The organism is Mycobacterium sp. NPDC050551 (assembly GCF_040674075.1).
GTDB lineage: Bacteria > Actinomycetota > Actinomycetes > Mycobacteriales > Mycobacteriaceae > Mycobacterium.
This window is the reverse complement of record NZ_JBFARC010000002.1, coordinates 801,361-825,358: the sequence shown is the minus strand read 5'-3', so window position 1 is coordinate 825,358 and position 23,998 is coordinate 801,361. Positions and strand designations below refer to the sequence as shown.

Sequence of the window (23,998 nt, the reverse complement as noted above, 5' to 3'; positions counted from 1 at the left end):
AGCATGCCAGATCGCTCACGCCGCCGAGGCTACGGTTGTTGACGCGAAACGCGGGTAGATCCGCCAACAACCGTAGTGTCGGCGGTCAGCGTGAGCCGACCAGCGCGTCCAATTCGTCGAGCGTCCACGGCGGCGAGTCGTGGTGATCGCGGTAGCCGATGAAACCGGGGGAGGGCCGGGCGAATTCGCCGACGAAGCCGCCTGCGGCGATGAAGATGCGGCCGGTGATGTCGCGGGCCCGGTCGCTGACCAGGTAGGCGTAGGTCGGGGCGACGTATTCCGGCGGCGCGGCGTCGAGGGCGCCCTGCATGCTGACGTCGTCGAGCAGGCCGCGCCGGTTCAGGTCGGCGATGTGCGCCTCGTACTCCGGACCCGTCGACAGCCTGGTCTTCGCGCCCGGGCAGACGACATTCGCCCGAACGCCCTTCCCCTCGAGTTCCGCCGCGATCGCCAGGGTGAGCCCGTTGACCGCGCCCTTGCCGGCCGGGTAGCCGGTGCCGCCGTAGTCGCCGAGGAACGCGAACGAACTGGTGTTGACGATCGCGCCCCCGCCCTGGGCGACCATCCTCGGCGCGGCCGCCCGGCACGTCTCGAACACCGTGCCGAGATGCGCGTCGAGCAGGTCGCGGAACTCGCCGCTGCTGACCGTGAGGATGGACGACCCGGGCGGCTCGGCCGTGCCCGCACAGTTCACCAGGATGTCGATACGCCCGAACTCCTGCACACACGCGTCGACGAGTGCGTCGGCCACGGCGGGGTCCGCGGGTGAGCCGGCGACACCGTGTGCACCCGGAATCCCTTGCGCCGCAGCCGCGACCGCATCACGGTCCCGGCCATTGAGCACCACCCCCGCGCCGTGCGCGGCGAGCAGCGAGGCCACCGCGAGGCCGACACCCCGCGAGCCGCCGACGACGACTGCGCCACGCCCGTCGAGCGGGCCGGCGCTAATCGCCCTCGCCCTCCTGGCTGAACTCCATCGAGTCCTCCATGTTCCAGTAGCCGCGCAAATTCGTGATCAGGCCGTCGTCGTTCACCCGGTAGGTGAAGACGCCCCGCACCGTGGCGACGAAGCCGTTGGGGAAGCGGGTGCGCAGCACCAGGATGTAGGCGATCTCCGTCGGGGAACTGGACGCGAACGTCGCCTCCCGGGTGACGGTCAGCTGGTTGGGGCCGATGTTGGCGTCGAAGAACTCCGACACCGCCTGCTTGCCCCGCACCCCGTTGCCGTCCGGGTTGGTGACCGCCTGACCGATCGGATCCTCGAGCACCACGTCGTCGGCCATCAGGGCCAGCCAGCCGTCCTTGTCGCCGGCCTGCACGCAGCGCCATGACGACTCCGACGCGGTCACCACCGGCGTCTGCTGGGCGGTGTCGGTGCTCATGTCAGCGGTCCGCGTCGGTGTAGCGGATGATGCCGCGGATGTTGCGGCCCTCGAGCATGTCCTTGTACCCGTCGTTGATCTGTTCGAGCTTGTACTGCCGGGTGATCATGTCGTCGAGGTTGAGCTTGCCCGCCTTGTACATCGACAGCAGCTGCGGAATGTCGTAGTGCGGGTTGCCGCCACCGAAGATGGTGCCCTGCAGGTTCTTCTGCATCAGTGTAAGCATCGCCAGGTTCAGCGTCACGTTGGTGTCGAGCAGGCTGCCGATCGCGGTCAGCACGCAGGTGCCACCCTTGGAGGTGAGGTTGACGTAGCTGTCGACGTCGGCACCCTTCAACTCGCCGACGGTGACGATCACCTTCTTGGCCATCAGGCCCCAGGTGACCTCGGCGATGCCGGCGAAGGCCGACTCGAGGTCCGGATAGGTATGCGTGGCACCGAACTTCAGCGCGGCGTCGCGCTTCCACTCCACGGGCTCGATGACGAAGATGTTGCGCGCGCCTGCGTTGACGGCACCCTGCAGCGCCGACATGCCCACGCCGCCGACACCGATCACGGCGACGTCGTCACCCGGGCGGATGTCCGCGGTGCGGGTCGCCGAGCCGTAGCCGGTGGTGACACCGCAGCCGACCAGGCAGGCCACCTCGAACGGGATGGACGGATCGATCTTCACCACGGAGCTCTTGTGCACCACCATGTACGGGCTGAACGTGCCCAGCAGTGTCATCGGGATGACGGGCTGACCCTTGGCGTGGATGCGATGGGTGTTGTCGGACACCGCGAGGCCGCCGAGCAGTCCCGCGCCGAGGTCGCAGAGGTTGCGCAGTCCGGCCTGACACGACGGACACCGGCCACACGACGGGATGAACGAGAGCACCACGTGATCGCCGGGCGCGATGTCCTCGACTCCGGGACCGACCTCGGTGACGATGCCTGCGCCTTCGTGGCCGCCGAGCACCGGGAAGCCGGCCATCGGGATGTCTCCGGTGACCAGATGGTGGTCGGAGTGGCACATGCCCGACGCTTCCATCTGGATCTTGACCTCGTCCTTGACGGGGTCTCCGATCTCGATCTCCTCGATCGACCACGGCTGGTTGAACTCCCAGATGAGAGCGCCTTTTGTCTTCATCAAAAGCTGCCTTCCAATAGAGCCGGTGAGCACAGACTAGAGGCATTAGTTAGGTGCGTCACACCCACCCCCAAGCAACTGCTTGGCCGGGAGTCACCAGATCGGGACGGGGGCGTGGCCGAGGGGGTAGTAGCCGGGCAGTTTCTCGCCCGCCACGCTGCGCTCGATGCGCTTCTGCATCGTCGGGCTGAGGTCGCCGGACTCGATGAGCTTCATGAACATCTTCTGCACGTGACCGAAGTCGAAGAAGTCGCGCTGCCACTCGATCAGCAGATCGTCATTAAGCCGGAACCAGCTGCCGCCGATGCCGTAGATCTCGTCCTGGGTGCCGTCACTCTTGTTGACGATCTGCTTCCAGAAGCCGACGATCTCGTTCTGCTTGTCGTCGATCAGCACCTTCTGGTATTCGTAGTACCAGTTCTCCAGGCCCTCCATCTCCAGACCGAGTGCGGTGTCGCGGATCTCGTCCTTCCCGACGCACATCACATCCTCTTTGGGTCCGATGTTCCAGCCGTAGGTCGCGTCGTCGGTGTAGAAGTCGGCCAACGGCTTCCAGTCACCGGCCTTCTCGGCGTCCTTGTTGGCCTGCAGCCAGCGTTCGACCCAGTTTTCGAGCTGTTCACGTGACGCCATTGTCAGTCCTTCTCTTCGATGGATATTGCTCGGGTAGGGCACATGTCGACAGCCAGCTCCACGGCATCGCGGAGCTCGTCGGGTGGTTCGGGGTCCAGGATCTGGACGACGCCGCGTTTGGGCACCGTGAACACGTCGGGAGCCTCCAGTTCGCACATCGCGTGGCCCTGGCACAGGTCATCGTCGAGCACGACTCGATAGCAACCCATGCGGATCAGACCTCTCCGATTCCCCGGTCACTGCGCTCCTGCCCACCGGCAGCGCGCTTGCGGTAGCGCACCTTCGCCGGCTGGGCCAGCTGCACGACCATCTTCGAGTGGTCGTTGTGGTAGCTCTCCGCGGGCTGGGCCATTTCGAACTCGTACTCGCGCAACAACACCGAGAAGATCGCCTTGATCTGCATCTGGGCGAACGCCGCGCCGACGCAGCGGTGCTTGCCGGCGCCGAAGGGGATCCAGGTCCATCGGTTGGCGACGTCGGCCTGCTCGGGCTTGTTGTAGCGATCGGGGTTGAACGCGTCGGGGTCGGGGAAGTCCTCGGCGATCCGGTTGGAGATCGCCGGTGACGCCGCGACGAAGTCACCCTTGTGGATCGGGAAGCCCTTCACCTCGAACTCGTCCTGCGCGACCCGCATCAGGATGATCAGCGGCGGATGCAGGCGCAGTGTCTCCTTGACCACGTTGTCCAGCTTCGGGATCTGGCGCAGCGCGTGGAAACTCACCTCCTGGCCGTCGGCATAGAGGTCGTCGAGCTCTGCCCGCACCTCGGCGTAGGTATCGGCGTGGCGGATCAGTTCGATCAGCGTCCACGCCGATGTGCCCGAGCTGGTGTGGTGGCCCGCGAACATCAGCGAGATGAACATCCCCGTCACCTCGTTGGCGGTGAAGCGCGGGTTGCCGTCGTCGTCCTTGATCGACACCAGCACGTCGAGCAGGTCGCGGTCGGCCTTGTCCGCAGGCGGGTTCGCGATGCGTGCGTCCATGATTTCCTGCACCAGCGCAACGAGTTTCACCCGCGACTCGTCGCGGATGCGGAAGCTGTCGATGTCGAGGTAGGGGTCGACGTAGCACAGCGGGTCGGTGCCGCGTTCGAGCTGGTGGTAGTAGTGGGCGAACCGGCTGTCGAGCTGCTCGCGGAACTTCAACCCGATCAGGCAGGCCGTCGAGGTGTAGATGGTGAGCTCGGAGAAGAAGTCGAGCAGCTCGATCTCGCCTTCGTCCCCCCATCCGGCGACCATCTTCTTGACTTCGTTCTCGATGGTGGCGGCGTGGCCCTTCATCTGCTCACCGCGAAGTGCGGTGTTGTGCAGCATCTCCGCGCGACGTTCGGGGTCGGCGTCGAACACCACGCCCTCGCCGAAGATCGGTGTCATGAACGGGTAGGCCTCGGCCTGGTTGAGCTCGCTGTCGCTGGAGCGGAAGAAGAACTCGTTGGCCTCGGATCCGGACAGCATGACGACCTGCTTGTCGGCGAGCTGGAACCAGCCGACGTCACCGCACTCCTCCCGGATCCGCTTCATCAGGCCGATCGGGTCGGTGCGGAACTCTTCGAGGTGGCCGTGCTCCTCTTCCCCGCCCGAGACGCGGGGAACGATGGCAGTGGTCATGGCTTCAAGTTCTCCTCGTTCAGCTTCAGCTGTTGACGGTCGGCGGGCGCGTCGGCCAGCGGTGCTTCGGGCTGGAGTTCCATGTTGGCGATGTATCCGCCGCGCGGTGTCTCGGCGACGAAGGTGATGGCGCGCGCGAGATCCGACGCGCGAAGGAAGTAGTCGTGGCGGGCCTGTCCCCACTTGGCCCAGTCCTCGAGCGCGGGCCCGATCTTGTCGGCGGGCAGGCTCCAGCCCATCGAGGTCTTGGTGGGCCCGGGGTGGACGATCGAGGCGCGAACGCCGGTGCCCTCGAGCTCCATCTGGAAGTTGTTCACCATGGCCACCAGCGCGGCCTTCGCGGCGCCGTAGGCGCCCATGTGCGGTCGCTGCCGAAGCGCCACATCGGATCCCACGAAGATGAGATCACCGCGCTGACGCTCGAGCATGCCGGGCAGCACCGCGGCGGCCAGCCGGTTCGCGCCGACGAGGTGGATCTGCAGTTGCGACTCGAACTCGTCGGTGCCGATCTCGGCCAGCTTGCCGAAATAGGTGTCACCGGCGCCGGCCACCAGCACCTCGATGTCACCGAGCGCGTCGATCGACTGCGTCACAAACGACTTCACCGAGTTGGGGTCGGTGACGTCGAGGTGGAAGCCGACGGCTTCGCCGCCCTCGGCGTTGATCTTTCCGACCAGGTCCTCGAGCTTCTCCACCCGGCGGGCGCCGAGCGCGACCGGGAAGCCGTGGGCGGCCAACTCGATGGCGGTGGCCTCACCGATGCCTGAGGAGGCGCCGGCCACGATGGCGGGTCGGCGTTCGGGAAGTGGGGCGAAACGTGGCATGGAACGGGAGCCTCTCGGGCGGACGTGTCAGCGGGGCTGAAGGGTCATGGGCAGGTGGGCGAATCCGCGGACATTGCTCGAGTGGACGCGGACGGCGTTGGCCTCGTCGACCTCGTATCCGCGGATTCGTTTGAAGAGCTCGGCCAGCGCGACGCGCGCTTCCATGCGAGCCAGGTGGGCACCGAGGCAGAAGTGCGCGCCGGAGCCGAAACTCATCAGCTTCGAACCGATCTCGCGGCCGATGACGAAGTCGTCGGGCCTATCGAAGACCCGCTCGTCGCGGTGCGCGGATCCGGGCAACAGCAGCAGCACGTCGCCGTCGGGGATGGTGGTGTCGTACAGCGTCAAATCACCGGCCACGGTGCGGGCCAGGATCTGGCTGGAGGTGTCGTAGCGCAGCGTCTCCTCGACCCACAGCGGGATCCGTGACTCCTCCTGGTAGACCGGCTGGAGCTGGTCGGGGTTCTTGTGCCCCCAGAAGGCCGCGTTGGCAAGCAGTTTGGTGGTCGTCTCGTTGCCGGCGATCACCATCAGGAACATGAAGCCGAGAATCTCGTCGTCGGTGAGCCGGTCACCGTCGATCTCCGCCTCGAGCAGTGCTGTCGTCAGGTCGTCGGTGGGATTCTTCCGGCGCTGGGCGACCATCTCCTGGTAGTAGACGATCAGGTTGAGGGACGCCTCGATCGCCTCGGGCGGCACATCGGTCACGCCGTCGTCGCGGTGCATCACCCCGTCGGCCCACGCCCTGACCTGGTCGCGGTCGGGTTGCGGCACCCCCATCAACTCGGAGATGACATCCATCGGCAGCTTGCCCGCGAACTCGTTCACGTAGTCGACGGTCGCGTCGCCGTCGGCCTTCTCCATCATCGCGTCGAGGTGCTGTACCGCGATCTCGGTGACCCGCGGTTCCAGTTCACGGATGCGACGCGGCGTGAAGCCCTTGGACACCAGGGTGCGCAGCCGGAGGTGCGCGGGGTCGTCCATCGCCAGGAAGGACATCGTCTTGGCGGCGTGCGGCCCACGGGACGCCGGATCCAGGGAGACGCCGAACTTGTTCGACAGCGTGGTGCTGTTGCGGAAGCCCTGCAGCACGTCGGTGTGGCGCGACAGCGCCCAGAATCCGAGTGCCTCGTTGCGGTACAGCGGGGCCTCGTCGCGCAGACGCTGGTAGTACGGGTACGGATCCTCGTGGAAGTCGTAGTCGTACGGGTCCAGTACGACGTCTGAAACGGTCACGTGTCTTCTCCGAGGATGAGGCCGACGACATAGGAGAGCCGATCGGCGATCTGGTGGTAGGTGAAGGCGCCGCTGCCCGCGTTGACCAGCGCGCCGAAGAAGGTCATCTCCAGGGCGGCGACCGCGCGCGGGTCGGCGTCCGGGCCGACCGCGGAGCGGATGCGGCGGTGGATCTCGGCGCCGATGCGGTCGCGCACCTGGCGGACGGTCGGGTCGGTACCGGTGAGCAGTGCGGTGGTGCACGCCGCGGCCACCTCGGGCTCGTCGGCCACCGTCAGGGCCATCGCACGCAGCGCCTGCGCGACGCGCGCCTGCATGGGCTCGTTCACGTCGGTGAAGAACGGCACCTTCTTGATCAGGTCGAGGTAGACCTCGGCGATCAGGTGGTTCTTCGACGAGAAGTACGTGTAGGCGGTGGCCGGCGCCACCTTGGCCCGCGCCGCCACCGCGCGGACGGTCAGATCCGCATACGACGACTCGCGCAGCATCTCGACCCCGGCGGTGAGCACCTTGCGGAAGGTCTCCTCCTGGCGGCGATTGCGCGGCGCCTTGACCACCTCGGCCGGCGAGCTGCCGTCTGTGATCGCGACCACTGCATCACTGGACACATGTCCAAGTTATCCGACCCCCGTGCCGAGAGGCAAGCGGCAACCGCAAATTGGCCGTGTGCATGCGGTTTTCGGGTACCGTCACTGCGCCGCGGGTGGCCGGCTCTTGCGGCGTGGCCGGGCCGACGGCTATGGTTCGACGGAACAGCGCCGGACAGTTGTCCAGTGACGAGACGGGAGTGCGGATGACGCTGCTGGGCGATCGAGAGAGTCGGCTGCTGGTCGACGGCAAGTTGGTGACCGGGAGCGGCGGCACGTTCGCCACGGTCAACCCCGCCACCGAGGAGACGCTCGGTGTCGCGGCGGACGCGACGGCCGAGGACATGGGCGCAGCCATCGAGGCCGCCCGCCGGGCCTTCGACGACACCGGCTGGTCGACCGACGTCGAGCTGCGCGTCCGGTGCATCCGGCAGCTGCAGCAGGCGATGCGCGACCACGTGGAAGAACTTCGGGAGCTGACCATCGCCGAGGTGGGCGCGCCGCGGATGCTGACGGCGGCCGCTCAGCTCGAGGGTCCGGTGGAGGACCTCAGCTTCTGCGCGGACACCGCGCAGTCCTACGAGTGGACATCCGATCTGGGTGTCGCGTCACCGATGGGCATCAAGACCCACCGCACGATCGCCAGGGAGGCGGTCGGCGTCGTCGGCGCCATCACACCGTGGAACTTCCCGCATCAGATCAACCTCGCCAAGGTGGGGCCGGCCCTCGCGGCGGGAAACACGCTGGTGCTCAAGCCCGCGCCCGACACACCGTGGGCGGCAGCCGTGCTCGGCGAGTTGATCACCGAGCACACCGACTTCCCGCCGGGCGTGCTCAACATCGTCACGTCGAGCGATCATGCGGTGGGCGCGCTGCTGTCGAAGGACCCGCGCGTCGACATGGTGTCGTTCACCGGGTCGACGAACACCGGGCGGGCCGTGATGTCCGACGGCGCGGCCACGCTGAAGAAGGTCTTCCTGGAACTGGGCGGCAAGTCGGCGTTCCTTGTGCTCGACGACGCCGACCTGGCGGGCGCATGCTCGATGGCGGCGTTCACCGCGTCGATGCACGCCGGTCAGGGCTGCGCGATCACCACGCGCCTGGTGGTGCCCCGCTCCCGGTACGACGAGGCCGTCGAGGCGGCCGCCGCCACCATGGGCGGGTTGAAGCCCGGCGATCCGAACAAGCCGGGCACCATCTGCGGGCCGGTGATCTCCGCGCGCCAGCGCGACCGGATCCAGGCCTACCTGGACTCCGCTGTCGCCGAGGGCGGCCGATTCGCCTGCGGTGGTGGCAGTCCCGCCGACCGTGACACCGGCTTCTTCATCGAGCCGACGGTGATCGCGGGCCTCGACAACAGTGCGAAGGTGGCGCGCGAGGAGATCTTCGGGCCGGTGCTGACGGTGATCGCCCACGACGGCGACGACGACGCCGTCCGCATCGCCAACGACTCGCCCTTCGGCCTGTCCGGCACCGTGTTCTCGGCGGACGAGGATCGTGCCGCAGGCATCGCCGCCCGGCTGCGTGTCGGCACGGTCAACATCAACGGTGGGGTCTGGTATTCGGCGGACATGCCGTTCGGTGGTTACAAGCAGTCCGGCATCGGCCGGGAGATGGGACTCGCCGGCTTCGAGGAGTACCTCGAGATCAAGGCGATCGCCAAGGCAGCGAAGTAGAAAGCGGAGACCGGGATGGGACTCTACGGAGATCAGTTCAAGGACAAGGTGGCGATCGTCACCGGTGCCGGCGGCGGCATCGGCCAGGCGTACGCCGAGGCGCTGGCACGTGAGGGCGCGGCGGTCGTCGTCGCCGACATCAACACCGAGGGCGCGGCGAAGGTGGCCGACGGCATCAAGGGCGAAGGCGGCAACGCGCTCGCGGTGCGTGTCGACGTCTCCGACCCGGACTCCGCGAAAGAGATGGCGGCTCAGACGCTCTCGGAGTTCGGCGGGATCGACTACCTGGTGAACAACGCGGCCATCTTCGGTGGGATGAAGCTGGACTTCCTGATCACCGTCGACTGGGACTACTACAAGAAGTTCATGAGCGTGAACATGGACGGCGCGCTGGTGTGCACGCGGGCGGTGTACCGCAAGATGGCCAAGCGCGGCGGCGGCGCGATCGTCAACCAGTCGTCGACCGCGGCGTGGCTCTACTCGAACTTCTACGGCCTGGCCAAGGTCGGCATCAACGGCCTCACCCAGCAGCTGGCCACCGAACTCGGCGGGCAGAACATCCGCGTCAACGCGATCGCACCGGGGCCCATCGACACCGAGGCCAATCGCACCACCACGCCGCAGGAGATGGTCGCCGACATCGTCAAGGGAATCCCGTTGTCCCGCATGGGCGAAGTGGACGACCTGACCGGCATGTGCCTGTTCCTGCTGTCGGATCAGGCCAAGTGGGTCACCGGTCAGATCTTCAATGTCGACGGCGGACAGATCATCCGCTGATGAGCGCTTGCGCGAAGAACAGAGGGTACTGATGAGCGCTTGCGCGAAGAGGAAACAACGATGACCGACGAGCAGCCCCGGTACGGCTATATCGGGCTGGGCAACATGGGCGCGCCGATGGCCGGCCGGCTGGTCGAGTGGCCCGGCGGGCTGACCGTGTTCGACGTGCGCACCGACGCGATGACCCCGCTGGTCGAAGCGGGCGCGTCGGTGGCCGACAGCGTGGCCGACGTGGCGAGCGCCGACATCATCAGCGTCACCGTGCTCAACGACGCGCAGGTGCGCCAGGTGGTGGCCGAGCTGGCCGAGCACGCGAAGCCGGGGACCGTCATCGCGATCCACTCGACGATCAGCCCGGAGACCGCCGTCGAACTCTCCGAGCAGCTCCGGCCGCAGGACATCCACATCGTCGACGCCCCGGTCAGCGGTGGCGGGGCGGCCGCAGGCAAGGGTGAACTCGCGGTGATGGTGGGCGCCGACCGCGAGGTGTACGAACGCATCAAGCCTGCCTTCAAGCAGTTCGCCTCGATGGTGATCCACGCGGGAGGGCCAGGTGCCGGGACGCGGATGAAGCTGGCGCGCAACATGTTGACGTTCACCTCGTATGCGGCGGCGTGTGAGGCGATGCGGCTGGCCGAGCAGGCGGGCATCGACCTGCAGCAGCTGGGCCGGGTGGTGCGTCACACCGATGCGCTGACCAGTGGCGCCGGCGCGATCATGGTGCGCGACGACATGCGCCCGCTCGATCACGACCACTTCCTGTACGAGCCGTTCCTGCACGCCCGCGGTCTGGGAGAGAAGGATCTCAGCCTCGCGCTCGCGCTGGGGGAGTCGGTGTCGGTCGACCTTCCGCTGGCGCGGGTGGCGCTGGACCACCTCGCCGACGGATTGGGTGTCCCGCACGTCGAATCCAGCACGGAGGAATGAGCATGGACGAGCTGCGCCGCAAGGGTCTCGACAAGATGAACGAGGTCTACGGCTGGGAGATGCCGGACATGCCCGGCGACTACTTCGCGCTGACCGCCGACCACCTGTTCGGGACGATCTGGACGCGTCCCGGACTGTCGATGCGCGACAAGCGGATCATGACGCTGACCGTCGTTACGGCGCTTGGTATCTCGGATCTCGCCGAGATACAGGCCAATGCCGCGCTCGCCAACGAGGAGCTCACCGAGGAGGAGCTCAAGGAGATGGCGATCTTCTTGACCCACTACCTCGGTTTCCCGCTGGGTTCCAAGCTCGACGGTGTGGTGACGAAGGTGGCCAAGCAGCGCAGGAAGACCGCGGAAAAAGGTGAGGACAAGAAGGCCAACGTCAACGCCGCGCTGAACATGCACTCGGGAAGCAAGCTCGATGATGAGTAGGTACGCGGCGCTCTCGCGCGAGGAACTCGCGGTGCTGGTGCCCGAGCTGCTGTTGATCGGCCAGCTGATCGACCGGTCGGGCATGGCGCACTGCATCAGCGCGTGGGGACGCGAGGAGATGTTGCAGGTCGCCATCGAGGAGTGGGCGGCGTCGAGTCCGCTGTACACCAGGCGGATGCAGAAGGCGCTCAACTACGAGGGTGTGGACATCTTCACCCTCTTCAAGGGTCTACAACTCGACATCGGCGCGCCGCCGCAGTTCATGGACTTCCGGTACGTGGTGCACGACCGGTGGCACGGCGAGTTCTACCTGAACCACTGCGGGGCGCTGCTCGACGTCGAGCCGATGGGCGAGGACTACGTGCACGGGATGTGTCACGACATCGAGGACCCGACGTTCGACGCCACCGCGCTGGCCACCAACCGCAAGGCTCAGGTGCGGCCGATCCACCGGCCGCCGAGGGCGTCGGCCGATCAGCACCCGCACTGCCGGTGGACGGTGATCATCGACGAGTCCTACCCGGAGGTGCCGTTCATTCCCGCGATGGACGTCGTCGCCGCCACCCATGCACACCACACCGAGCTGGACTCGATCGACCGCGAGGACGAGGGCATGGCGGACTATTCGGGTCCGTTGCTGGCCGACGTCGACTTCGGTGCGTTCTCGCACTCGGCGCTCGTGCGGATCGCCGACGAGGTGTGCCTGCAGATGCACCTGCTCGTCTTTTCGTTCAAGCTGGCGGTCGAGGCGCGGGCGAAGGATGATGCGGCGCTGGCAGAGTCGATCCGCACCAAACAGCTGATCGGCATAGCCGGAGTCGCAGCAGAGCGAATTCACAAGGCGCTCAAGTTGTCCAGTGACGTCAAGGGAGTGCTGCGGGTGCTCGAGTTGCATCCGCTGCTCAACCCCGCCGCCTACGTGTGGGCCGATGTCGACCCGGGGTTCGTGCATGTGCGACCCTCGCCCGCCCACGAGGACGGGTCTTGGATCTCGCTGGTGTCACCGGTCGCGGACAAGCCGCTGCAGGCGATCGCCGCGGCGGTCGACCCTCATCTGCGGGCGGAAGTGACCGGCACGCAGTCGGACTGGACGGTGCGCTTCGTCGAGACCGACACTCCGTCGAAGGAGCTGGGGGAGGTCGCGGTCACCAAGTTCAGCGGGGGCGCGAGCTGGGTGTTCGAGGACCGCAAGTCGCTGCCGCTCACCGTGGTGTAGCTAGGCCGCTGTGGTGCCGGGTGGTTCCGGTCTTCCGGGTTCGTCCTCGGCGGCCGGCCGCGCGTCATCCCCCTCGAGTGGTAGGAGCAGTTTCTCGGGGTGGTGCTAGCCGTTGGTGCGCTTCTGCCCGGTATCGAGTCCGGCCGGAGGTATCCATTCGACTTCGTGCCGGTGGTTGAGCAGGGTGGTCCAGCCGCCGGGGCCGACGGCGCGATTGTCCGGCCCGCACGCCAGGCCGAGGTCGTCGACATTGGTGTCGCCGCCGGCGGTCCAATCCTTCGCGGCGTGGTGGACCTGGGCGCCGTAGGCGGGCACCGCGCAGCCGGGTTTGGTGCAGCCACCGTCGCGGGCGATCAGCGCAAGGCGCTGGGCCACCGAGGCAGTCCGCCGGGTTCTGAACAGTTCGAGTGTGGATCCGGTGGCGTCGTCGAACACGGCGAGGTAGTTGGTGGCGTTGGCGTGCGCTGCCATCCGTAGGACGTCGGCGATCGGGAGTGCAGTGCCGCCACCGGTGATGCCGATGCCGGCCAGGGTGCGCAGCTCCTGCAGCGTGGTCCGCACGATGATCGCGGTGGGGAGGCCGTTGAGCCGGCCGAGTTCGCCCTTGTCGAGGGCAGCGCGACCGATGAACTCGAAGGCGTCGTGGCGGCGTTGCTCGATGCTGCGGGTGTCGCCGTCGATCTGCGCCTGCGTCGGTGTGCCTGACGTGCACGGGGCGAGGTTCGCCGGGTTGCACATGCCGGGTGCTGCGTATCGCGCGAACAAGACCTCCCACACCGCCCAGGCTTCGGGGGTGAGGTTCGCCTTCATCTCGGTCATGGCGTCGTGTTGCTGCCTGCCCTTTGACAGCCCCCGGCGGCGGGCGCGCTCCTCGTCGTCCGGGGCCGGCCCATCCTGGTCGAGCAGGAACAGCGTCCGCGCGGTCTGGTCCTGGAGTTCCTTTGGGCCCGATCCGACGGCGTGCCGCACCCAGGCGACTTCGATGCGTTCACGGGTGGCGGTGTCGACCCAGCCGGGCATGCGCTTCATCGCGAGACGGATCACCGTGACGTGCTCCGGGGTGATGAGCCCGAGTCGCTGTGCGGTGGCGGTCGCGACGAGCAGCGGTGGCAGCGGCGCTCCGGTGAGGGCTCGCCGGGGCGCCAGCAGTGCCGTCTCGGCGAGCCGGCGGTTGGCCTCCTCGGTGGAGATGCGCCACCGGATCGCGATGACGTCACGCCATGACTTGGCACCGAGTTCCCGCGGTGTCGACTCGGCCTGCAGGCGGGCCAGCAGACGGTGGTTCTGGCTCGGGAGCTGGCAGCCTAGCGTCTGCACCTCGTCGAGGACCTCGAGTAATTCTGTGCGGGTGAGGGTTTCGACGTTGCAGTCGGCTAGGGCGTCGTACGCGGCACGGAGCGCGGTGAGCGTTTCACAGACCGGGCCGGGCTTCATTACTCGAATATATGTTCGAATAATAAGGGAACAGTGACGTGTTTGGTGTGAGGTCTCGAAGAGCTGAAACACCTGCGATGCAGGTGATTTCAGGCGTGTCGGTGACGCCCGCGGCACCGGCTGAGGATCCCGCTAGCGCGGCACCACCGCGCCGCCCACCCAGCGGCGCAGGTAGGCCCGCAGATCCTCGCCGGTGCGCGGCGGCCTGCCCGGGTCGACGACGAACGACTGGATGATCCGCAGCAGGTGTTCGGCGAGTTCGTCGAGTTCGTGGTCGGTGAAGCCGAGACCGGTCCAGTCGACGTCGAACCGGCGCAGCATCGCGTTCGCGAACTGCTGGGCGACGTCGGAGGTCACCGACTCGCTGTGGGCGTCGGCCCGGCCCGGGGTGACGAGCAGGCCGATGTGCTTGTCCTTGGGTAGCCACTCCAGCGCGGTGGCGATGGCCTCGGCGACGGCTTCGACCGGATCGGTGATGCCCTGTAGGTGCGTGGCGAGTCGCTCGAGGAAGTCGGCCGCCGCGTGCACCGCCGCCTCGACGAGAAGTGCTTCGGTGCTGGGGAAGTACCGGTACACGGTCTGCCGCGTGACGCCGAGGGTGCGGGCCACGTCGGCGATGCTGATGTCGGCGCCGCGCTCGTCGATAGCCCGACCCGCCGCGGCGAGGATGCGCGCGACGGCCTCCTCGTCGGACGCGGGCGCCGCGCCCGACCAGCCGTGGGTGCGCATGGGCCGATGGTACGTCAGCCCGTGCGCTCAGCCGCGATAGCTGACCTGTAGGTCTTTCACCCCGTTGATCCAGCCCGACCGCAGCCGCTGTGGCTCGGCCAGCTTCGCGATGTCCGGTATCTGGTCGGCGATCTCGTTGAAGATCAGCTTGATCTCCATGCGCGCGAGGTTCGCGCCGATGCAGAAGTGCGCGCCGTTGCCGCCGAAACCGAGGTGCGGGTTCGGGTCGCGCAGGATGTCGAAGCGGAACGGGTCCTCGAAGACGGCCTCGTCGTAGTTGGCCGAGCTGTAGAAGAGGCCGGCGCGCTGCCCCTCGCGGATCGTCACCCCACCGAGCTCGACGTCGGTGAGCGCGGTGCGCTGAAAGCAGTGCACCGGGGTGGCCCAGCGGACGATCTCGTCGACCGCGGTGTTCGGTCGTTCGCGCTTGAACAGCTCCCACTGGTCGGGATGCTCGAAGAAGGCATTCATGCCGTGCGTCATGGCATTCCGGGTGGTCTCGTTGCCCGCCACGGCCAGCAGGATCACGAAGAACGCGAACTCGACGTCGCCGAGCGACTCGCCGTCGATGTCGGCCTCGATCAGCCGCGTGACGATGTCGTCGGCCGGGCAGCGCCTGCGCTCCTCGGCCATCGTGTAGGCGTAGCCCATCAATTCGGCGTTGGCGGTGGTCGGATCCGAGTCGAAGTCCGGGTCGTCGGTGTTCATGATCGAGTTCGTCCAGTGGAACAACCGCTCACGGTCGGCCTCCGGGACGCCGATCAGGTCGGCGATGGCCTGCAGCGGCAGGATCATCGCGATGTCGTCGACGAAATTGCCGCTGTCCTTCTGCGCTGCGGCGCTGACGATCTCGCGGGCGGCGACAGCAAGCCGCTCCTCGAGTGCGGCGACCGACCGCGGCGTGAACAGCCGCGAGACGATCTTGCGCAACCGGGTGTGCTCCGGGGCGTCGTGGTTGATCAGCAGCGCCTTGGTCAGGTCGAGTTGTTCGCTGGTGACACCCTCGGGCAGCCGCATCACCGCGCCCTTGCGGTTCGTCGACCAGAGATCGCCGTTGCGCGAGATCGACTTGATGTCCTCGTGCCGGCTGATCACCCAGTAGCCGCCGTCGTCGAAGATCGACTCGGCCTGCTCGTTCCACCACACCGGCGCCGTGCGGCGCAGTTCGGCGAACTCGGTGACCGGGATGCCCTTGAGCAGGACGTCGGGGTCGGTGAAGTCGTACCCGGGTCCGAACGGACAGCGGCTCTCCATGGTGGTCACGGCGAATACCTCCTTGTGTGACGCGGGCCACGTTCACCACGACCATACACTCTGCTGTCAAGTGTATGCCCGGACCGGCGCGTTAGGGTTGTCGACTGTGCACGTCCTGGTGATCGGATCCGGCGCCCGTGAACACGCCCTGCTGCTCGCGCTGCGCCGCGACCCGGAGGTCGAGACGCTGGCCGTCGCCCCCGGCAACGCCGGCACCGCGGTCATCGCCGAGCAGTACGACGTCGACGTGACGTCGGGCGAGGCGGTGACGAAACTGGCTCAGCGCATCGGCGCCGACCTGGTGGTGGTGGGTCCTGAGGTGCCACTGGTGCTCGGTGTGGCCGACGCGGTGCGCGCGGCAGGCATCGACTGCTTCGGGCCGACCAAGGACGCCGCCCGCATCGAGGGCTCGAAATCGTTCGCCAAGGACGTGATGACCGCCGCCGGCGTGCGCACCGCCACCAGCGAGATCGTCGACACCCCCGCTCGCCTCGACGAGGCGCTCGACCGGTTCGGCCCCGCCGCGGGCGACCCGGCGTGGGTGGTCAAGGACGACGGACTGGCCGCGGGCAAGGGTGTGGTGGTGACGGCCGACCGCGACGCGGCGCGTGCGCACGCCGCCGCCCTGCTCGACGCCGGGCACCCGGTGCTGCTCGAGTCCTTCCTCGACGGCCCCGAGGTGTCGCTGTTCTGCGTCGTCGACGGTGAGAGCGTCGTACCCCTGCTGCCCGCACAGGACTTCAAACGCGTCGGGGACAACGACACCGGGCCCAACACCGGCGGCATGGGCGCCTACGCCCCGCTCCCATGGCTGCCCGACGAGGTCGGCAGGCAGATCGTCGACGACATCGTCAAACCCGTTGCCGCAGAGCTTGTCCGGCGGGGCAGCTCGTTCTCCGGACTGCTCTACGCCGGGTTGGCCATCACCTCACGCGGGCCGGCGGTGGTCGAGTTCAACTGCCGCTTCGGCGACCCCGAGACGCAGTCGGTGCTGGCGCTGCTGGACAGCCCGCTCGGTCAGCTCCTACGGGCCGCCGCCACCGGCCGGCTCGCCGGCTTCGGCGAACTGCGCTGGCGGGACGGCGCGGCGGTGACGGTGGTGCTGGCGGCGGAGAACTACCCCGGCCGGCCGCGCGTCGGCGACGCGATCACCGGGTCGGAAGCCGATGGCGTGCTGCATGCCGGTACGGCGCGCCGCGACGACGGGGCCGTCGTCTCGTCGGGCGGTCGTGTGCTGTCGGTGGTGGGCATCGGCGCGGACCTGTCGGCTGCCCGCGCCGCGGCGTACGACCTGATCGGGTCGGTTCGTCTGCCGGGCAGTCACTTCCGCACCGACATCGGCTTGGCGGCCGCCGAGGGCCGCATCGCGCTCTAGGCGACGAGCAGCGGTGCCATCCAGGCGATCTCGGCAGGCAGCTGAGAGCTCCAGAAGGCGCCGTCGTGTCCGCCCGGCGAGAAGCCGCCCGCGGGCGGGGTGGGCAGCTGTGCGATGAACTGCTCGGTCGCCGCGTAGAACGGGTCGCTGTCGCCGCAGTCGATGCGGATCGGGATGTCGGCGAGCGCAGGCAGGCCCCAGACGCTGTTGGCGGCGTAGTCGTCGGCGCCGTCGAATGCGCCGGGCGCCGCCGCCCCGGCCGACGTCCACAGCGCGGGGCTCACCGCGCAGATCGCCGCCGTGCGCGCCGGGCCGAGGCGGGCGCCCAGTAGCAGCGCGCCGTAACCGCCCATCGACCACCCGAGGAAGCCGACGCGCGAGGTGTCGAGACCCATCGTTCCCAGCATCGGGATCAGCTCGTCGAGCACCATGGCGCCCGAGTCCTCACCGGAAGCCCTTTTGTGCCAATAACTCCCGCCACCGTCGACGGCCACCACGGCGAACGGCGGCAGCCCGGCGTCGACGGCCTGCGCCAGCCCCTGTTCCACGCCGCCCGCCATCACCTGCGCGGCGTCGGCCCCCTTGCCGTGCAGCGCGATCACCGGTCGAAGCGGCCCGGACTGTCCCGGCGGACGCGCGATCGCCCAGTTGGTCGCGACTCCGCCGCGGGCGGCCGAGACGAACGAACCGGTGACGTAGGTCGGGGCGGCGGCGGGCGGCGGCTGCAGCGGGGGTGGGGCCAGCGGAGCGCCCGCGCTCGTCATCGCCACTGACGGTCCACCGGCCGGCGTGGTGTCGAGCGTCGTGCCGAGCGCGTAGGCGCCCGCCGCTCCTGCGGCCGCGCCCAACCCGAGGCGCAGGAGCGCGCGGCGGCTGACGTCAGGCATGCGGGCCATCATGCCATCGCTGCCGGACCCGCCGACCGGCGGCCGATTCCCTGAACAAAGCCTGATGATTGGCCGAAACCGCGATGTCGCTTCGCTGTGACTGGCAGCATGCAAGGCGTGACGGCAGCGGTCACTCCCAAGGGAGAGAGACGACGGTATGCGCTGGTCAGCGCCGCCGCGGACCTGCTGTGCGAAGGCGGCTTCGACGCGGTGCGGCACCGGGCGGTGGCGCGCCGGGCGGGCTTGCCGCTGGCGTCGACGACGTACTATTTCTCCTCCCTCGACGACCTCATCACCAAGGCCGTCGAACACGTGGGCACCCGGGAAGCCGACGAACTGCAGCAGCGGGTCGCGGTCCTGTCGCGGCGGCGCCGGGGCGCGGAGTCGACCGCCGAGGTGCTGGTGGATCTGCTCGTCGGCGAGTCGGCGAGCACCTTCGGCTCCGACGAACTGATCTCGCGTTACGAGCGCTACATCGCCTGTGCCCGCCAACCCGCACTGCGCGACGTGCAACGCCGAATCCTGCAGCAGCGCACCGACGCCGTCGTCGAGGTGGTCGAGCGCTCCGGCCGGACGGTGCGGTCGGAATTCCTGACCGCACTGGTGTGCGCCGTGGACGGAGCGGTGGTCGCGGCGCTGGTGGGCGACGGCGACGGGCCCCGCGCGACCGCACGGGCCACCCTGGTCGACGTGATCGACGTGCTGGCCCCGATCGACTGACCGAATAATCCGGATGACACTGCGTGGCGGTCGCCGCTGACTCATGATGGTGGGCACCAACCGTCACGGAGGAGCCCATGAGTCAGTCGGAAACCGCCGAGGAGCAACCGCAGTTACGGCGCGTCATGGGTCCCGGCCTGCTGTTGCTGTTTATCGTCGGCGACATCCTCGGCACCGGCGTGTACGCGCTCACCGGTGACGTGGCCGCCGAAGTGGGTGGCGCCGCGTGGGTCCCGTTCCTCGTCGCCTTCCTCATCGCCACCGTGACCGCGTTCAGCTATCTCGAGCTGGTGACCAAGTACCCGCAGGCGGCAGGCGCAGCGCTCTACGCCCACAAGGCTTTCGGCATCCAGTTCGTCACGTTCCTGGTGGCCTTCGTGGTGATGTGTTCGGGCATCACGTCGGCCTCTACCGCGTCCCGGTTCTTCGCGGCGAACCTCGACACCGTGCTCGACGACGCATTCCAATGGAGCCTGGGCAAGGTCGGGATCGTCGTCGTCGCACTGCTTTTCATGGCTCTGATCGCCATGGTCAACCTGCGCGGTGTCGGTGAGAGCGTCAAGCTCAACGTCGTCCTGACCATCATCGAGATCACCGGCCTGTTGCTGGTCATCTTCGTCGGACTCTGGGCCTTCACCGGCGGCGGCGGAGACGTCGACTTCGCCCGGGTGGTGGCCTTCGAGACCGCACAGGACAAGAACGTCTTCCTGGCCGTCACCACCGCCACCTCGCTGGCGTTCTTCGCGATGGTGGGCTTCGAGGACTCGGTCAACATGGCCGAGGAGACCAAGGATCCGGTGAAGATCTTTCCCAAGGTGTTGCTGACCGGTCTGGGTATCGCCGGTGCCGTCTACGTCATCGTGGCCATCGTCGCAGTCGCCCTGGTACCGGTCGGCGTGCTGGAGGCGAGCGACACCCCGCTGGTGGAGGTCGTCAAAGCCGGAGCGCCGGGCCTGCCGATCGAGACGATCCTGCCGTACATCTCGATGTTCGCCGTCTCGAACACCGCGCTGATCAACATGCTGATGGCGAGCAGGCTGATCTACGGCATGTCCCGCCAGCACGTGCTTCCGCCGGTGCTGGGCACGGTGCACCCGCGGCGCCTCACCCCGTGGGTGGCGATCCTGTTCACCACGCTGATCGCCTTCGGGTTGATCTTCTACGTCACGGCGTTCGCCAACAGCAGCGCGATCTCGGTACTCGGCGGCACCACGTCGCTACTCCTGCTCGCGGTGTTCGCGATGGTCAACGTCGCGGTGCTGGTGTTGAGGCGCGATGTCCAAGCGGCGGGCGGCCATTTCAAGACGCCGACGGCGCTGCCGGTCATCGGCTTCCTGGCGTCGCTGTATCTGGTGCTGCCGTTCTCGGGCCGGCCGACCCAGCAGTACGTGCTGGCGCTGATCCTCGTCGCCATCGGCGTCGTGCTCTTCCTCATCACCATGCTGATCAACCGTCAGCTCGGCATCCGCGACGCCGGCATCACCGACCCCCACCTGGCGAAGACCCCGGACTAGGAGTCCGCACCGCCCGGCAGCCGCTTGAGCCTGTTCTGCAGCAGCTCCACCCGGTGGGCGTTGCCGTGCAGGCGCAGGTACCGGTCTCGGAAGATCGCCAGCAGCGCGTCGTCGAGGCGGCGTACCGCACCGGCCGGATAGCGATAGCCCATCGCCTTGTCGATCGTGTCGGCGTCCACTCCGTCGAGGAGCGCGGTCAGCTCGTCGAGTGAGGTGATGCCGAGTTCGAGCAGCAACCCGGAGATCCAGCCGTAGTGGTCGGTGCGCGACCAGCCCGCCTCGGCGTACCGGTTGCCGAGATAGGTCGCCAGCACCGCGGTGGCGATGCGGGGATCGGCGGACTGGTCGTACTCCTCGGCCGCCATCTCCTCGTCGGTCAGCGAGACGCGGAGTCGCTCTCGGATCGCGGTGAACTCCCGGTCGGCGAGTTCGAGCAGGCCCGCCGCCAGTGTGAATCGCCGATCGAGGTCCGGAACATGTTCGGCGGGAATCGATCCCTTGTAGCGGATGTCGTGCTCGAACTCGGCCCACGCGTGTTGCAGCACGGTGCGGACCTGGATCGACGCCGGCTGCTGCTGGCCTTCCACGCCGACCAGCAGGTGCCTGCTGGCATAACCCCACCGGCCCTCCCGCGCCGTCTGCAGGCCCATGTCACGGTCGTCGAGCAGGCGCATCTCGTCGGTGAGCAGTGTGGCGACGGCGTCGACGTCCTCCCGCAGGTACGTGATGACCCGCAGCCCGATCTGGTCGGTGATCTCGGCCAGCGGATCGCTGAACAGTCGCTGCCCGTCGACTTCACGTTCGGCCTTGGCCGCGAAGGACTCGACGCTCTTGGTGCGTGCGGTCACGCTCAGATAGTTGATGCCTGCGTCGTCGAGGAGCGAGGTGACCAGCCGCAGGTAGTGATCGGTGGCGGTGACGAGGCCGGGCCTGCGGGCCTCGTACTGTGCGATGGCCGTGCGTACCACGTCCGGAATCGGTTGCGCCGTCTGCGGTGTCAGCCCCACGGGCAGCGTCGGGGTGAGGATCTGGCCGGTGACCTCGTCGCCGTAGACGGTGACGTCACCGGGTCGGCGCACCGAGTACAGCCCGACGTAGGCGCACAGCACTGCGTCGACCGGATCCTCGGCGCGCCGCAGTTCGCTCTTGCGAGTGGCGGACTCGACCGATTCACGAAGGCGTTGCCAGTCGTCGTGCTCGGCGACCCGCAGCGCGGGGTCGGCGCCTTCGAGTCCCTCGATGAGGGTGATCAGCCTGAGCAGTTCGGACTGCATCTTCTCGAACCTGCGCCCCCGCTTGTCCTTGTATTTCAGGGTTCTGCCGAGGCCGAACAGCGCCACCGAGGCGGCATGCGGATAGACCTCCACGGCCCGGCGCCGCCCGGTGGAGAACGGGTCGAGGTCCAGGTCCAACGCGGCGGCAAGGCGTGCGCCGCGGGTTCCGTTCGCGAACTCCGGCTTGCCGGTGTTGGACGGGTGGGCGCCCGCCTGGAAAGCCCGGAAGTCGCGGTTGAGCGCCGCTTCGCAGGGCCGGTTGCCCGTCGGGTTCGTCACGACCAGCGGCGCGTCGATCGCGACGACGCAGTCGCCGTCGGCGTAGGGGCCGATCGCCGCGAGGATGCTCTTGTCGTCGTGCGCGGCGCCGACGTGCATCAGCCGGCCCTCGGCGTCGACGACCGCGACGCCGGTCCGGTTCCGCTCGCCCCAGGCGAGGTCGAGTCCGACGAAGTGCATGGGCCCAGCCTGCCCTACCCGGGTCGTAAGCTGTTGCTTCGTGACGGTCTCCCCAAAAATCCCTAACGTGCTGGCCAATCGGTACGCCAGCGACGAGATGGTGGCGATCTGGTCGCCGGAGGCCAAGATCGTCGCCGAGCGACGGCTCTGGCTCGCCGTGCTGCGCGCACAGGCGGAGTTGGGCGTCGACGTGCCCGACGGCGTGGTGGCCGACTACGAGCGCGTGCTCGAGACCGTCGACCTGCAGTCGATCGCGGACCGCGAGCGGGTGACGCGCCACGACGTCAAGGCCCGCATCGAGGAGTTCAACGCACTCGCCGGCCACGAGCACGTGCACAAGGGCATGACCAGCCGCGATCTCACCGAGAACGTCGAGCAGCTGCAGATCCGGCGCTCGCTGGAACTCGTGCACGCCCACGGCGTCGCGGTGGTGGCGCGACTGGCCGAGCGTGCGATCAGCTACCGCGACCTGGTGATGGCCGGCCGCAGCCACAATGTCGCCGCGCAGGCCACCACGCTGGGCAAGCGGTTCGCCTCGGCCGCCGAGGAGATGCTCGTCGCGCTGACGCGCCTCCGTGAGTTGATCGACCGGTATCCGCTGCGGGGCGTCAAGGGCCCGATGGGCACCGCGCAGGACATGCTCGACCTGTTCGACGGCGACACCGCCCGGCTCGCCGACCTCGAGCGGCGGGTCGCCGAGTTCCTCGGTTTCACCGAGATCTTCACCAGCGTCGGCCAGGTCTACCCGCGCTCGCTCGACCACGATGTGGTCTCCGCGCTGGTGCAGGTGGGCGCCGGGCCGTCGTCGCTGGCGCACACCATCCGGCTGATGGCGGGCCACGAACTCGTCACCGAGGGCTTCGCGCCGGGCCAGGTCGGGTCGTCGGCGATGCCGCACAAGATGAACACCCGGTCCTGCGAGCGGGTGAACGGGCTTCAGGTGGTGCTGCGCGGATATGCGTCGATGGCCGCCGAACTGGCCGGCGCGCAGTGGAACGAGGGTGACGTGTTCTGCTCGGTGGTGCGCCGCGTCGCACTTCCGGACGCGTTCTTCGCCATCGACGGGCAGACCGAGACCTTCCTGACGGTGCTCGACGAATTCGGCGCGTACCCGGCGGTGATCCAGCGTGAGCTCGACCGCTACCTGCCGTTCCTGGCCACCACCCGCATCCTCATCGCGGCGGTGCGTGCGGGGGTGGGACGCGAGACGGCGCATGAGGTGATCAAGGAGCATGCGGTGACGGTGGCTCTGGCGATGCGGGAGAAGGGCCAGGAGCCGGATCTGCTGGACCGGCTCGCCGCCGACCCGCGGCTGCCGCTCGACCGTCTCGCGCTCGACGCCGCGCTGGCCGACAAGCAGGCGTTCACCGGTGCCGCGGGCGATCAGGTCGACCGCGTCGCCGAGGCGGTCGACGAGCTCGTCGGCCGCTACCCGGAGGCGGCCAAGTACACCTCGGGCGCCATTCTGTAGCTGCCGAATTGGTGCATCGGGGGGTCCGAGGGGTAGCGGAAGATGGATGCATGACGCAGCCGCACGGATACCCGCAGCCGCCCCATCCGGGGTACGGGCAGGCGGTGTACACGCACAACGGTCGCACGCACGTCGTGCCGGGGGAGCAGCAGTACAAGGTGGAGACGGTGAGGCACACCGGCGTCGTGGTGCTCTGGTTCGCCCAGGATTCCACCTTCACCGGCACCTACGCCCAGTGTCAGGCCAAGATCAGGGCGAGTCTTCTGCACTGTCTGTTCCTCGGCTGGTGGGGCATCCTGTCGATGGTCTTCTTCAACCCTCTGGCGATCGTGCGAAATCTGCTCGCGCTCGCGGTGCTCAAGCGTGAGGCCAGAATGGTGCGGGAGTTCTGGGCCTCGCAGCCGCACCACTTCGCCCCGGGGCCGCAATATCACCCGCCACTCCGGTAGGC

23 protein-coding genes and 1 pseudogene are annotated in these 23,998 nt (G+C 68.0%); 10 read left to right on the top strand and 14 right to left on the bottom strand.

The window, feature by feature from the left end:
* Window positions 1–85: 85 nt before the first annotated feature.
* The 9 genes from AB0K11_RS10765 to AB0K11_RS10725 all read right to left on the bottom strand — a co-directional run bounded on the left by AB0K11_RS10765 (window position 86) and on the right by AB0K11_RS10725 (window position 7,418).
* The gene (locus AB0K11_RS10765; RefSeq protein ID WP_364976751.1) at window positions 86–949 is read right to left on the bottom strand and encodes an SDR family oxidoreductase; all 864 of its coding nucleotides are present in this window, start codon (window positions 947–949) and stop codon (window positions 86–88) included.
* Entirely contained in the window at window positions 945–1,382 is a 438-nt protein-coding gene (locus AB0K11_RS10760) for a nuclear transport factor 2 family protein (RefSeq protein WP_364975700.1), read from the bottom strand. Before AB0K11_RS10760 ends, AB0K11_RS10765 begins: the two co-directional genes overlap by 5 nt.
* A gap of 1 nt (window position 1,383) precedes the next feature.
* A complete protein-coding gene (locus AB0K11_RS10755) occupies window positions 1,384–2,511 on the bottom strand; it encodes an NDMA-dependent alcohol dehydrogenase (RefSeq protein WP_364975698.1) in 1,128 nt (375 codons plus the stop codon).
* Window positions 2,512–2,604: 93 nt separating this feature from the next.
* Window positions 2,605–3,144 carry a nuclear transport factor 2 family protein gene (locus AB0K11_RS10750; protein WP_364975696.1) on the bottom strand — a complete coding sequence of 180 codons (540 nt, stop codon included), beginning with the start codon at window positions 3,142–3,144 and terminating at the stop codon, window positions 2,605–2,607.
* Window positions 3,145–3,146: 2 nt separating this feature from the next.
* Window positions 3,147–3,353, bottom strand: coding sequence for a ferredoxin (locus AB0K11_RS10745; protein WP_364975693.1), 207 nt, complete (start codon window positions 3,351–3,353; stop codon window positions 3,147–3,149).
* A gap of 5 nt (window positions 3,354–3,358) precedes the next feature.
* Complete coding sequence (locus AB0K11_RS10740) at window positions 3,359–4,750, bottom strand: cytochrome P450 (protein WP_364975691.1); 1,392 nt, start codon at window positions 4,748–4,750, stop codon at window positions 3,359–3,361.
* Complete coding sequence (locus AB0K11_RS10735; protein ID WP_364975688.1) at window positions 4,747–5,574, bottom strand: SDR family oxidoreductase; 828 nt, start codon at window positions 5,572–5,574, stop codon at window positions 4,747–4,749. Before AB0K11_RS10735 ends, AB0K11_RS10740 begins: the two co-directional genes overlap by 4 nt.
* Window positions 5,575–5,601: 27 nt before the next feature.
* Entirely contained in the window at window positions 5,602–6,810 is a 1,209-nt protein-coding gene (locus AB0K11_RS10730; protein WP_364975686.1) for a cytochrome P450, read from the bottom strand.
* Window positions 6,807–7,418, bottom strand: coding sequence for a TetR/AcrR family transcriptional regulator (locus AB0K11_RS10725; RefSeq protein ID WP_364975683.1), 612 nt, complete (start codon window positions 7,416–7,418; stop codon window positions 6,807–6,809). Before AB0K11_RS10725 ends, AB0K11_RS10730 begins: the two co-directional genes overlap by 4 nt.
* A gap of 185 nt (window positions 7,419–7,603) precedes the next feature.
* Between AB0K11_RS10725 and AB0K11_RS10720 the strand changes: the two genes are divergently transcribed.
* The 5 genes from AB0K11_RS10720 to AB0K11_RS10700 are packed head-to-tail and all read left to right on the top strand — an operon-like array spanning window position 7,604 to window position 12,430.
* Window positions 7,604–9,073: an aldehyde dehydrogenase gene (locus AB0K11_RS10720; protein ID WP_364975680.1), complete on the top strand. Its 1,470-nt coding sequence runs from the start codon at window positions 7,604–7,606 to the stop codon at window positions 9,071–9,073.
* 15 nt (window positions 9,074–9,088) lie between these two features.
* Window positions 9,089–9,850 (top strand): SDR family oxidoreductase, encoded by a 762-nt coding sequence (locus AB0K11_RS10715; RefSeq protein WP_364975678.1) that lies wholly within the window; start codon window positions 9,089–9,091, stop codon window positions 9,848–9,850.
* Window positions 9,851–9,910: 60 nt separating this feature from the next.
* Window positions 9,911–10,777, top strand: coding sequence for an NAD(P)-dependent oxidoreductase (locus tag AB0K11_RS10710; RefSeq protein ID WP_364975676.1), 867 nt, complete (start codon window positions 9,911–9,913; stop codon window positions 10,775–10,777).
* A gap of 2 nt (window positions 10,778–10,779) precedes the next feature.
* Window positions 10,780–11,214 carry a carboxymuconolactone decarboxylase family protein gene (locus AB0K11_RS10705; protein WP_364976749.1) on the top strand — a complete coding sequence of 145 codons (435 nt, stop codon included), beginning with the start codon at window positions 10,780–10,782 and terminating at the stop codon, window positions 11,212–11,214.
* Window positions 11,204–12,430 (top strand): hypothetical protein, encoded by a 1,227-nt coding sequence (locus AB0K11_RS10700; protein ID WP_364975673.1) that lies wholly within the window; start codon window positions 11,204–11,206, stop codon window positions 12,428–12,430. Before AB0K11_RS10705 ends, AB0K11_RS10700 begins: the two co-directional genes overlap by 11 nt.
* Window positions 12,431–12,538: 108 nt before the next feature.
* On the opposite strand, the pseudogene AB0K11_RS10695 reads toward AB0K11_RS10700, so the two are convergent.
* The 3 genes and pseudogenes from AB0K11_RS10695 to AB0K11_RS10685 all read right to left on the bottom strand — a co-directional run.
* Window positions 12,539–13,864, bottom strand: a pseudogene (locus AB0K11_RS10695) (DUF222 domain-containing protein); the annotation flags it as partial.
* A 132-nt stretch (window positions 13,865–13,996) separates the two neighbouring features.
* The gene (locus tag AB0K11_RS10690; protein WP_364975671.1) at window positions 13,997–14,593 is read right to left on the bottom strand and encodes a TetR/AcrR family transcriptional regulator; all 597 of its coding nucleotides are present in this window, start codon (window positions 14,591–14,593) and stop codon (window positions 13,997–13,999) included.
* 27 nt (window positions 14,594–14,620) lie between these two features.
* Window positions 14,621–15,856 (bottom strand): cytochrome P450, encoded by a 1,236-nt coding sequence (locus AB0K11_RS10685; protein ID WP_364975669.1) that lies wholly within the window; start codon window positions 15,854–15,856, stop codon window positions 14,621–14,623.
* 97 nt (window positions 15,857–15,953) lie between these two features.
* Here AB0K11_RS10685 and purD point away from each other — a divergent pair, with 97 nt between their 5' ends.
* Complete coding sequence (gene purD, locus AB0K11_RS10680) at window positions 15,954–17,222, top strand: phosphoribosylamine--glycine ligase (protein WP_364975667.1); 1,269 nt, start codon at window positions 15,954–15,956, stop codon at window positions 17,220–17,222.
* Here the strand turns inward: purD and AB0K11_RS10675 are convergent.
* The gene (locus tag AB0K11_RS10675) at window positions 17,219–18,121 is read right to left on the bottom strand and encodes an alpha/beta hydrolase-fold protein (RefSeq protein WP_364975664.1); all 903 of its coding nucleotides are present in this window, start codon (window positions 18,119–18,121) and stop codon (window positions 17,219–17,221) included. The genes purD and AB0K11_RS10675 overlap by 4 nt on opposite strands.
* Before the next feature lie 96 nt (window positions 18,122–18,217).
* On the opposite strand from AB0K11_RS10675, the gene AB0K11_RS10670 reads away from it, so the two are divergent.
* Window positions 18,218–18,829 (top strand): TetR family transcriptional regulator, encoded by a 612-nt coding sequence (locus tag AB0K11_RS10670; RefSeq protein WP_364975662.1) that lies wholly within the window; start codon window positions 18,218–18,220, stop codon window positions 18,827–18,829.
* Window positions 18,830–18,906: 77 nt separating this feature from the next.
* Complete coding sequence (locus tag AB0K11_RS10665) at window positions 18,907–20,343, top strand: APC family permease (RefSeq protein WP_364975660.1); 1,437 nt, start codon at window positions 18,907–18,909, stop codon at window positions 20,341–20,343.
* On the opposite strand, the gene relZ is transcribed toward AB0K11_RS10665, so the two are convergent.
* Window positions 20,340–22,076, bottom strand: a complete 1,737-nt coding sequence (gene relZ, locus AB0K11_RS10660; RefSeq protein WP_364975657.1) for a bifunctional ribonuclease/(p)ppGpp synthase — start codon at window positions 22,074–22,076, stop codon at window positions 20,340–20,342. The two genes, AB0K11_RS10665 and relZ, sit on opposite strands and share 4 nt — an antisense overlap.
* On the opposite strand from relZ, the gene purB reads away from it, so the two are divergent.
* On the top strand, window positions 22,075–23,547 hold the full coding sequence (gene purB / locus AB0K11_RS10655) for an adenylosuccinate lyase (protein WP_364975655.1): 1,473 nt from the start codon (window positions 22,075–22,077) through the stop codon (window positions 23,545–23,547). The genes relZ and purB overlap by 2 nt on opposite strands.
* Window positions 23,548–23,597: 50 nt before the next feature.
* On the top strand, window positions 23,598–23,996 hold the full coding sequence (locus AB0K11_RS10650; protein WP_364975653.1) for a hypothetical protein: 399 nt from the start codon (window positions 23,598–23,600) through the stop codon (window positions 23,994–23,996).
* Window positions 23,997–23,998: the final 2 nt, after the last annotated feature.